The sequence below is a fragment of the Streptomyces sp. genome (assembly GCF_031178505.1).
In the GTDB taxonomy this organism is placed as follows: Bacteria; Actinomycetota; Actinomycetes; order Streptomycetales; family Streptomycetaceae; genus Streptomyces; species Streptomyces gulbargensis.
Map to the genome: position 1 here is coordinate 1 of NZ_JAPSIW010000176.1, position 10,645 is coordinate 10,645.

The 10,645-nt window shown below is 75.2% G+C and carries 9 protein-coding genes; 6 read left to right on the top strand and 3 right to left on the bottom strand.

Annotated features, from left to right (window positions below; translation table 11 throughout):
- The first annotated feature begins 142 nt into the window (after nt 1-142).
- Entirely contained in the window at nt 143-1,540 is a 1,398-nt protein-coding gene (locus tag RIF68_RS14545; RefSeq protein WP_309051657.1) for a DUF692 family multinuclear iron-containing protein, read from the top strand.
- Nucleotides 1,537-2,487, top strand: coding sequence for a TIGR04222 domain-containing membrane protein (locus RIF68_RS14550; protein WP_309051658.1), 951 nt, complete (start codon nt 1,537-1,539; stop codon nt 2,485-2,487). The genes RIF68_RS14545 and RIF68_RS14550 overlap by 4 nt, the downstream gene beginning before the upstream one ends.
- Before the next feature lie 197 nt (nt 2,488-2,684).
- Here the strand turns inward: RIF68_RS14550 and hemQ are convergent, their stop codons facing one another.
- A complete protein-coding gene (gene hemQ / locus RIF68_RS14555) occupies nt 2,685-3,398 on the bottom strand; it encodes a hydrogen peroxide-dependent heme synthase (RefSeq protein WP_309051659.1) in 714 nt (237 codons plus the stop codon).
- Nucleotides 3,399-3,415: 17 nt separating this feature from the next.
- Nucleotides 3,416-4,867: a protoporphyrinogen oxidase gene (gene hemG, locus RIF68_RS14560; protein ID WP_309051660.1), complete on the bottom strand. Its 1,452-nt coding sequence runs from the start codon at nt 4,865-4,867 to the stop codon at nt 3,416-3,418.
- 117 nt (nt 4,868-4,984) lie between these two features.
- Here hemG and RIF68_RS14565 point away from each other — a divergent pair, with 117 nt between their 5' ends.
- Entirely contained in the window at nt 4,985-6,358 is a 1,374-nt protein-coding gene (locus tag RIF68_RS14565) for an FAD-dependent oxidoreductase (RefSeq protein ID WP_309051661.1), read from the top strand.
- A 134-nt stretch (nt 6,359-6,492) separates the two neighbouring features.
- Here the strand turns inward: RIF68_RS14565 and hemE are convergent, their stop codons facing one another.
- A complete protein-coding gene (hemE, locus tag RIF68_RS14570; protein ID WP_375165700.1) occupies nt 6,493-7,569 on the bottom strand; it encodes a uroporphyrinogen decarboxylase in 1,077 nt (358 codons plus the stop codon).
- A 90-nt stretch (nt 7,570-7,659) separates the two neighbouring features.
- On the opposite strand from hemE, the gene RIF68_RS14575 reads away from it, so the two are divergent.
- The 3 genes from RIF68_RS14575 to RIF68_RS14585 all read left to right on the top strand — a co-directional run bounded on the left by RIF68_RS14575 (nt 7,660) and on the right by RIF68_RS14585 (nt 10,605).
- On the top strand, nt 7,660-8,349 hold the full coding sequence (locus RIF68_RS14575) for a DUF3000 domain-containing protein (protein WP_309051662.1): 690 nt from the start codon (nt 7,660-7,662) through the stop codon (nt 8,347-8,349).
- 216 nt (nt 8,350-8,565) lie between these two features.
- Complete coding sequence (locus tag RIF68_RS14580; protein WP_015037008.1) at nt 8,566-9,231, top strand: response regulator transcription factor; 666 nt, start codon at nt 8,566-8,568, stop codon at nt 9,229-9,231.
- 90 nt (nt 9,232-9,321) lie between these two features.
- Complete coding sequence (locus RIF68_RS14585; RefSeq protein WP_309051663.1) at nt 9,322-10,605, top strand: ribonuclease D; 1,284 nt, start codon at nt 9,322-9,324, stop codon at nt 10,603-10,605.
- Nucleotides 10,606-10,645: the final 40 nt, after the last annotated feature.

A 10,645-nucleotide genomic window follows, 5' to 3' on the forward strand; every position in this document is an offset into this window, starting at 1 on the left:
GGGGCTCCGACCGCGGCTCCGCCGGCAGGACCCGGGGCCCGCGAACCTCAAATGAAGCTCTGAACGTCCCCCTCTTGGGGTTCGGGCGTTTCCCGGGGGGCCATCACCTCAGGGACCGGGGTCCGACGGAGGGGGACGGGACATGGGGGAACTGGGGATCGGGATCGGCTGGCGGCCGGAGATCGCGGAGGCGGTCGAGGCGCTGCCCGGGCTGGACTGGGTGGAGGTCGTCGCGGAGAACATCTGCGCCGGTCACCTGCCGGACTCCCTGGTACGGCTGCGGGAGCGCGGGGTGACCGTCGTGCCGCACGGGGTCTCGCTCGGCCTCGGCGGCGCCGACCGGCCCGACCCGGCCCGCCTGGCCGCGCTCGGGGAGAAGGCGACGGCGCTGGGGGCGCCGCTGGTGACGGAGCACATCGCGTTCGTGCGGGCCGGGGGGCCGCTCACCGCGACTCCGCTGCTGGAGGCCGGCCATCTGCTGCCGGTGCCCCGCACCCGCGACGCCCTGGACGTGCTGTGCGAGAACGTCCGGATGGCGCAGGACGCCCTGCCGGTGCCGCTCGCCCTGGAGAACATCGCCGCCCTCTTCGCCTGGCCCGACCAGGAGATGACGGAGGGCCGGTTCCTCGCCGAGCTGGTGGAGCGCACGGGGGTGCGGCTCCTGATCGACGTGGCCAACCTGCACACCAACCATCTCAACCGGGGCGAGGACCCCGCGCGGGCCCTGGCCGAGCTTCCCGTGGAGGCCATCGCGTACGTCCACGTCGCGGGCGGCGTCGAACGGGACGGTGTCTGGCACGACACCCACGCCCACCCCGTACCCGAACCCGTTCTCGGTATTCTCGCGGACCTCTCCTCCCGGGTCAGCCCGCCCGGGGTCCTCCTGGAACGGGACGACCGTTTCCCGCCGGCGGAGGAGCTGGCCTCGGAGCTCGCGACGATCCGCGCCACGGTGTCGGCGGCGCGCCCGGCGGACCGGCGCGGGGCGTCCGTGTCCCGCGCGGCCGCCGCGGCGGAGGCTCCGCTGCTCATCGGCGCGGGCGCACGCGTCTCGGGCGGTGCGATGCCGGCCGCCGTGGCGCCGTCGCCGCCCGTCCTCGACGCTCCCCCCGTGAGGACCGACGAGGCGCGGCAGCGGGTCGGTGTGGCGCAGGCGGCGCTGCTGTCGGCGCTGGTGGCGGGGACGCCGGCGCCGGAGGGGTTCGACCAGCGGCGGCTCGGGGTGCAGGCACGGGCGCTCGCGGCCAAGCGGGCGGGGGTGGTCGCGAAGGTCGCGCCGGAGCTGCCGGAGATCCTGGGCGAGGCGTACCGGCCGGCGTTCCTGGCGTACGCGAGGTCCCGGCCGATGACCGGTGGCTACCGCCGGGACGCGCTGGCCTTCGTCGAGCACCTGCTGGTCGCGGGCCGCCCCGAGGATCCGGTGGTGCGGCGCCGTCTGACGCGCTGGTGGCAGGAGCGGGCCGGGAGCCGGGAGCCCGGCCGGGCCGCCCGGCTGTTCCGGGCCGCCCGTGAGGTCCTGGCGGGTGGTGGTCGCCGGTGAACGTCCTCGTCGTCCTCGTGTACGTGGCCGCGGTCGCCGCCGTCGCGCTGCTGGTGGTGCGGGCCGTCCGGCCGCAGGGCAGGCCCCGGGCGACGGGCGGGCCGGTCCACGACCGGTACGAGGCCGCGTTCCTGCACGGCGGCCCGGCCCGGGTCGTGGACACCGCGCTCGCCTCGCTCCACGCCGACGGGCGGCTGGCCGTCGGCGGGCCCGGGATGGTGACCGCGCTGCCGGCCGCCGCCCCGCGCGACCCGGTGGAGCAGGCCGTGCTGGAGGAGATCGCGGCGGCTCCGTACGGGGCCCTGCATCATCTGCGGCTCGCGGTGATGCGGCGCCCGTCCGTCCAGCGGATCGGGCACGGGCTGGCGGCCCGCGGCCTGGTCACGGAGCCTTCCGCGCGGAACACCACCCGGGTGCTCTGCCTCGTCCTCGGCTTCCTGGCGTTCCTGCTCTTCCCGGTGTCGATCGTGCTGTCCGTGATGGAGGCCGCCGCGAAGGAGGAGCCGGTGGCCCCGTTCGTCCTCAAGGTGCTGCCGGCGCTGATCGGCGTGATCGTCGCGGCCATCGCCTGCTGGGCGGCGTCGGCGGGTGCGGTGACGTCGGCGGGGTGGCGGGCACTGGGCGCGTACGGCGCGGCTCACGGCCATCTCCGGGACGCCGGGCATCTGGTGGCGCTGCACGGTCCGGGGGTGCTGCCGGATCCGGTGCTGCGGGGCCAGCTCGTCGCGGCGGCGCGGATGTACGGGCGAGGGCGGCCGGTTCCGTCCTCCTCCGGCGGGGGTACGTCGGCGGACGAGGGCGCCGTGTGGTGCGCGGGCGGCGGTTACGACGGCGGGGGCGGCTCGGGCGGGAGCTCGTGCGGCGGCGGCTCGGGCGGCGGGAGCTCGTGCGGGGGCGGCTCGGGCGGCGGGAGCTCGTGCGGGGGCGGGGGCGGCTCCAGCGGCTGAGGCCGCGCCCGGGGGTTCCGGCGACTCGGGCCGGGGGGAGAGACGCCGGTGCGGCGCGCGTGGGACGCGCGCCGCACCCGGTGCCGGACCCGGTGTCGCTGGAGCGGCGGGCAACGGTCACGCCTGCCGTCTGATCTTCCGGGTCGAGGGGTGGGGGTCCGGCCGGGGGCCGGGCCGCCACCAGGTTCGTACGGCCGTCAGGCCAGGCCCGCCACCAGGTCGCCGACGCTCTTGCGGCGGCCGGTGTAGAACGGGACCTCCTCGCGGACGTGCATGCGGGCCTCGGAGCCGCGCAGGTGACGCATGAGGTCGACGATGCGGTGCAGTTCGTCGGCCTCGAAGGCGAGGAGCCACTCGTAGTCGCCGAGCGAGAAGGAGGCGACGGTGTTGGCGCGGACGTCGGGGAAGCCGCGGGCCATCTTGCCGTGGTCGGCCAGCATGCGGCGGCGGTCCTCGTCCGGCAGCAGGTACCAGTCGTAGGAGCGGACGAAGGGGTAGACCGAGACGTAGTCGCGCGGGGTCTCGTCGGCGAGGAAGGCCGGGATGTGCGACTTGTTGAACTCGGCGGGGCGGTGCAGCGCCATGTTGGACCAGACCGGCTCCAGGGCGCGGCCGAGCTTGGTGCGGCGGAAGAGGTTGTACGCCTCCTGGAGCTCGTCGCTCGTCTCGGCGTGCCACCAGATCATGACGTCGGCGTCGGCGCGGAGACCGGAGAGGTCGTACGTGCCGCGGACGGTGATGTCCTTGGCGGCGAGCTGGTCGAACAGCTCCTGGACCTCGTCGGCGTATCCGGCGCGGTCGGCGGGCAGGACGTCGCGCAGCTTGAACACGGACCACAGGGTGTAGCGGATGACCTCGTTGAGGTCCTTCGCCTTCTTACCGGCGTTCGGGATCTTTTCGGGCGCACTCATACGCCTATTCTCGCCCGTCACGAGGAGTGCCCCGCACCGGGGTGGGGGGTTCGCCGCGTGGCGATGATCTCGTCGGCCGCGCGGTGGGCGGAGGCGATGCAGGCGGGGATGCCGACGCCGTCGTACGCGGCGCCCGCGAGCCGCAGTCCGGGGAGGGCGGCGACGGCCTCGCGGACGCGGGCGACGCGGGCGAGGTGGCCGACGGGGTACTGGGGCAGGCCGCCGGTCCAGCGGGTGACGGTGGTGGCGACGGGCCGGACGGTGAGTCCGGTGGCGGCGGCGAGGTCCTTGAGGGAGGCGGCGACGAGGTCGGTGTCGTCCCGGTGGAGCTGTTCCTCCTCGCCGTGGCGGCCGACGGAGGTGCGGAGCAGGAAGAGGTCGGGGGCTTGTTCGGAGACCCAGCGCCATTTCCGGCTGGAGAAGGTGGAGGCCTTGATGGTGTGCCCGTCGACGGGCGGCACGAGGAAGCCGGAGCCGGCGAGGGCGGGCATGTCGGCGCGGCGGAAGGCGAGGGTGACGAGGGCCATGGAGGCGTACTCGACGGCGGCGAGTTCGGCGGCGGCGGCCGGGGCGTGGTCGGCGAGGAGGCCGGCGGCGGGTCCGGCGGGGGTGGCGAGGAGGACGGCGTCGGCGTCGAGGACGCGGCCGGGGGTGACGACCTGCCAGCCGGTGGCGCCGGTGCGGCGCAGGGCGGTGACGGGCGTGCCGGTGCGGATCTCGCCGCCGGCGGCGCGGACGGCGGCGGCGACGGCGGCGGGCAGGGTGCCGATGCCGCCGTCGAGGCCGGCGAAGACGGAGCCGCCGAGGCCGGTGGCGGCGCCGGCCGCGTCGGCGGGGACGGCGGCGCCGGCCCGCTGGACGGCGCGGACGGCTTCGGTGAGGGTGGGGTGGCGGCGGGCGGCGTCGAAGAGGGCGGGGACGGCGGCCTTCATGGAGATGCGGTAGGCGTCGCCGGCGTAGACGCCGCCGAGGAGGGGTTCGACGAGCCGGTCGACGACCTCGTGGCCCATGCGGGCGGCGACGTACGCGCCGATGGCGGTGTCGTCGCCGATCTCGGTGGGGGGCAGGTCGCCGTCCTGTCCGATCCGGCGCACGCCTTCTTCGGACAGGAGGCCCTCGACGGCGCGGGCGTCGCCGGGGACGCCCATGACGTGCCCCTTCGGCATGGGCACGAGCCGGCCCCGGGACCAGACGGAGGCGGTGGTGGTGGCGGGGCCCTGGAGCCGTTCGCCGAGCCCGACGTCGCGGGCGAGGGCGACGGCCTCGGGGCGGCGGGCGAGCAGCGACTCGGCGCCGAGGTCCACGGGTGCGCCGGCGATCTCTCCGGCGAGCAGTTTCCCGCCGAGCCGGTCGTCGCCTTCGAGGAGGGTGACGCGCGCGCCCCCGGCGAGCAGCCGGTGCGCGGCGGCGAGCCCGGCGATGCCGCCGCCCGCGACGACGACGTGGGGTCCCGTGGTGTCCGCGTTCATGCCCCCACTCTCTCAAACCGCCTCGGCGCCCCGCCGCAGGACGCCCGCGACGGGGAGCCCCGGCGAGTGAGTGGCTCGGGCGCCCGGAGGCGAACCGAGCCCCGGGACAATGGCCCCATGACGGAACGACTGGTGGTCATCGGTGGGGACGCGGCGGGGATGTCGGCCGCTTCGCAGGCGCGCAGGCTCAAGGGCGCGGGCGAGTTGGAGATCGTGGCGTTCGAGCGGGGGCGCTTCTCCTCGTATTCGGCGTGCGGGATCCCGTACTGGGTGAGTGGGGACGTGCCGGAGCGGGAGGAGTTGATCGCGCGGGCCCCTGAGGAGCATCGGGCGCGGGACATCGATCTGCGGATGCGGACGGAGGTGACGGAGCTCGATGTGCCGGGGCAGCGGGTGCGGTGGCGGGACGTGGAGTCGGGTGCGGAGGGCTGGACGGGGTTCGACCGGCTGGTGATCGCGACGGGGGCGCGGCCGTTGCGTCCGCCGGTGCCGGGGGTGGACGCGCGGGGGGTGTTCGGGGTCCAGACGCTGGAGGACGGTCAGGCGTTGCTGGACGGGCTGTCGGCGGCGCGGGGGCGCCGGGCGGTCGTGGTGGGGGCCGGGTACATCGGGGTGGAGATGGCGGAGGCGCTGCTGAAGCGGGGCTTCGAGGTGACGGTGGTGAACCGGAGCGAGCAGCCGATGTCGACGCTGGATCCGGAGATGGGGCGGCTGGTGCACCGGGCGATGGACGGGCTGGGGATCCGGACGGTGGGGTCGGCCGAGGTGACGGGCTTCCTGGTGGACGGGGACGGCCGGGTGCGGGCGGTGGCGACGGACGCGGCGGAGTATCCGGCGGATGTGGTGGTGCTGGGGGTGGGGGTGGTGCCGGAGACCTCGCTGGCACAGGCCGCGGGGCTGCCGCTGGGGTCGTACGGGGGGGTGCTGACGGATCTGGCGATGCGGGTGCGGGGCCAGGAGAACGTCTGGGCGGGTGGTGACTGTGTGGAGGTGCTGGACCTGGTGTCGGGCCGGGAGCGGTACGTGCCGCTGGGGACGCACGCGAACAAGCAGGGCCAGGTGATCGGCTCGAACGTGGGCGGGGACTACGCGACGTTCCCGGGGGTGGTGGGGACGGCGGTGTCGAAGGTGTGCGATCTGGAGATCGCGCGGACGGGGCTGCGGGAGAGGGACGCCCGGGAGGTGGGGCTGCGGTTCGTGTCGGTGACGGTGGAGTCGACGAGCCGGGCGGGGTACTACCCGGGGGCGGCGCCGATGACGGTGAAGATGCTGGCGGAGCGGCGCACGGGCCGGCTGTTGGGGGTGCAGATCGTGGGCCGGGAGGGTGCGGCGAAGCGGGTGGACGTGGCGGCGGTGGCGCTGTCGGCGCGGATGTCGGTGGAGGAGGTGGCGGCGCTGGACCTGGGGTACGCGCCGCCGTTCTCGCCGGTGTGGGATCCGGTGCTGGTGGCGGCCCGGAAGGCGGTGGCGGCGGTGCGGGCGGCCGGCTGACGAGCCCCGGGGTCCGGCCCTCTCCTTCGGGCGGGGCCCGTGACGACGGCGGCGGGGCCGGTCCCGTACCTTCCGTACGGTCCCGTACCTTCCGTACGGTCCCGGCCCCGCCGTCGTGCGCGGCGCGGGCGGCGTCAGACGGCCGTCCGGGTGTGCACGTACTCGACGAGCCGGGTCAGCGCGTCGGGGTCGGTGGTGGGCAGCACGCCGTGGCCGAGGTTGAAGACGTGTCCTTCGAGGCCCCGGGCGGCGGCGAGGACCTCGTCGGTCTTGGCCTCGACGGCCTCGCGGGAGGAGAAGAGGACGGCGGGGTCGAGGTTGCCCTGGAGTGCCTTGCCGGGGCCGACGCGGCGGGCGGCCTCGTCGAGGGGGACGCGCCAGTCGACGCCGACGACGTCGGCGCCGGCCTCGCCCATGAGGCCGAGCAGTTCACCGGTGCCGACGCCGAAGTGGATGCGGGGGACGCCGTGGCCGGCGACGGCGTCGAAGACCTTGGTGGAGGCGGGCATCACGGAGCGGCGGTAGTCGGCCGGGGCGAGCGCGCCGACCCAGGAGTCGAACAGCTGGACGGCGGAGACGCCGGCCTCGATCTGGACGGTGAGGAAGGCGGCGGTGATGTCGGCGAGGCGGTCGAGGAGGTCGGCCCAGAGCTGCGGGTCGCCGTACATGAGCGCCTTGGTGTGCTCGTGGTTGCGGGACGGGCCGCCCTCGACGAGGTAGCTCGCGAGGGTGAAGGGCGCGCCGGCGAAGCCGATGAGCGGGGTCCCGCCCAGTTCGGCGGTGAGCATGCCGATGGCCTCGGTGACGTAGTGGACGTCCTCGGGGGTGAGGTCGCGCAGGCGGTCGAGGTCGGCTCGGGTACGGATGGGCTCGGCGACGACGGGGCCGACGCCGGGCTTGATGTCGAGGTCGATGCCGATGGCCTTGAGGGGGACGACGATGTCGCTGAAGAAGATGGCGGCGTCGACCTTGTGGCGGCGTACGGGCTGGAGGGTGATCTCGGTGACCAGCTCGGGCCGCATGCACGACTCGAGCATGGGGATGCCCTCGCGGACCTTGAGGTACTCGGGGAGGGAGCGCCCGGCCTGTCGCATGAACCAGACGGGGGTGTGGGGTACGGGCTCGCGCCGGCACGCCTTGAGGAACGCGGAGTCGTACGTCCGCGACTGCTGCTTCGTCTGCTGGCCCGTCGGGCTGTCCATGGCACTCACGCCCAAATCTTCGCATGTGGCGGTAAGCCGCTCGTGCGGGGCGGGTGTCCCTCCCTGCGCGGCGGCCCCGTTCCGCCTACTCTTCCCCGCATGGCTGCGGCTCAGGGACATTTTTCCGATCATTCCGAGGGCAATCGAGGGGCGGGCGACACGGCGGGGGGTACGGAGGAGGACGCGGCGCCGCCGGCGTTCCGGCGGGCGGTCGAGGGCTTGCGCGCGGCGCGGCTGCGGCCGGAGATGGAGGTCGATCCGACGCGGCCGCCGCAGCGTCTCGCCCCGTACGCCTACGCGGTGGAGGCGGCGGTGGTGGACGGCGAGGAGGACCTGGCGGACGGGCGGCTCGTCCTGTTGCACGATCCGGACGGCCACGAGGCCTGGAAGGGAACGTTCCGGCTGGTGACGCTGGTGCGGGCGGAGCTGGAGCCGGAGATGGCGGCCGATCCGCTGCTGCCGGAGGTGTGCTGGTCGTGGCTGACGGGCGCGCTGGAGGCGCGGGGGCTGGCGTACGGCGAGGCGAGCGGGACCGTGACGATGGCGGGCTCGCACTATTTCGGGGGCCTGGCGGACCGCAGGCCGGCGACGCAGATCGAGATCAGGGCGTCGTGGACGCCGCGCGAGGGGCTGGGCGGGGCGCCGGACACGGGGGCGCATCTGGCGGCGTGGTGCGATCTGCTGTGCCAGATCGCGGGGCTGCCGCCGGTGGCTCCGGAGCCGGGTTCGACGACGGCGGGGGCGGGGGTCGTGTCGCTGCCCCAGCGGCGGGGGCCGCAGGGCGCTTGACGGGGGTCCCCCGTGGGGGTGAGCGGCGGGGGTGTTCCGGCCGGCGCTCGCTCACTCGTCCGAATTGCCCGAATTGTTACTCACTAAATCGTGATCTTTCCCTAAAGGCGGGCGGCCCTGCTGCCGAAGGATTCAGTGACCCCTTCACAGCACGGGTTCGCCCCCGGCTTCTTCCCCGAGCCGGCTCCGTCCCGCACCTTCCCCCCAGGAGGCCTGGTGTCCGTTCTCCTCGAGCAGCCCGCAAGCCTGGTCGCCTACCGCCCGAACAAGCCGACGGCCATGGTCGTCGTGGCCGACCCGCGCGTCCGCTCCACCGTGACCCGCCACCTGTGGGCCCTCGGAGTTCGCGACGTGATCGAGGCTTCGTCCATCGCGGAGGCCCGTCCCCGCGTCGGCAACCCGCGCGACATCTGCGTGGCCGACGTCCACCTGCCCGACGGCAGCGGTCTGACCCTGCTGTCCGAGACCCGCGCCGCGGGCTGGCCCAACGGCCTGGCCCTCTCGGCCGCCGACGACATCGGCGCGGTGCGCAACGCCCTCGCCGGCGGCGTCAAGGGCTATGTCGTCACCGGCACCCGTACGAACATCGGGCACCCGACACGCCCGGGTGCCGCGCCGATCGGCGCCGCCGCCGCCCGCCTCGGCCACCGCCGCCCCCCGGGTGCCCCGAGCCACCCGGGCGGCTACCGCGAGCTCTCCGGCCGTGAGGTCGAGGTGCTGCGGCTGGTGGCCGAGGGACAGTCCAACAAGGCGATCGGCGTCTCCATGGGCCTCTCGGCCCTCACCGTCAAGAGCCACCTCGCCCGCATCGCCCGCAAGCTGGGCACCGGTGACCGCGCCGGAATGGTCGCGGTGGCCCTGCGCACCGGAATCATCCACTGAGGCACCACCGGCGCGCCGCGGTCACCTGTCGACGGAACGTTCCGTCCGTTCCTCGGGGGGTGACCGCCGGTGGACGGATACCCTTGACGGGTGACCGACGCCCAAGAGACCGCAGCAGACACAGCACTGCGCACCACCGGGGGCGGCCCCCCGGACGACGATGTCCCTGCGAATGGGCTTCCGATCCCGTTGCTGGAGCCCCGTGAGGGGGTTCCGCCCGTCGTCGCGAGCGAGGACGCCCTCGCCGGGGTGATCGCCGCCTTCGCGGCCGGAAGCGGCCCCGTCGCCGTGGACGCCGAGCGCGCCTCCGGCTATCGCTACGGCCAGCGCGCCTATCTCGTCCAGCTCCGCCGCGAGGGGGCCGGGACCGCCCTGATCGACCCGGTCGGCTGCCCGGACCTCTCCGGCCTCGGCGAGGCGCTCGCCGGGACCGAGTGGATCCTGCACGCCGCCACCCAGGACCTGCCGTGCCTGCGGGACATAGGCATGCTCCCCACCTCCCTCTTCGACACCGAGCTCGCCGGGCGGCTCGCGGGCTTCCCGCGGGTCGGCCTCGGCGCGATGGTCGAGTCCGTCCTCGGATACGCCCTGGAGAAGGGCCACTCCGCCGTGGACTGGTCCACCCGGCCGCTGCCCGAGCCGTGGCTGCGGTACGCCGCGCTGGACGTGGAGCTCCTGGTCGACCTGCGCGACGCCCTGGAGAAGGAGCTGGACCGGCAGGGCAAGCTGGAATGGGCCCGCCAGGAGTTCGACGCCATCGCCTCGGCCCCGCCCGCCCCACCGCGCAAGGACCCCTGGCGCCGCACCTCCGGCATGCACAAGGTCCGCCGGCGCCGCCAGATGGCGGTCGTACGGGAGCTGTGGACGGCCCGGGACCGGATCGCCCAGCGGCGCGACGTCTCCCCCGGCAAGGTGCTGAGCGACGCGGCGATCGTGGAGGCGGCCCTGGCCCTCCCCGCGAACGTGGCCGCGCTCTCCGCGCTGCCGGGATTCGGCCACCGGATGGGCCGGCGCCAGCTGGAGCAGTGGCAGGCCGCGGTGGACCGGGCCAGGGCGCTCCCCGAGAACGAGCTGCCCCAGCCGGGCCAGCAGGTCACCGGGCCGCCCCCGCCGCGTGCGTGGGCGGACAAGGACCCGGTGGCGGCCGCGCGGCTGTCGGCGGCGCGGACCGCGGTGTCGGCGCTGGCGGAGGAGCTGAACCTGCCGCAGGAGAACCTGATCACCCCCGACACCGTGCGGCGGGTCTGCTGGGAGCCCCCGGCGCCCGCCACGGAGGAGACGGTCGCTGCCGCCCTGGCCGCCCACGGCGCGCGCCCCTGGCAGGTCGGCCTGGTCACCCCGCTCCTGGTGACGGCCCTGGCCGCCACCGCCTGAGACGAACGGTCCGCGAAGGTCCCCGGCACGCCCGGGGACC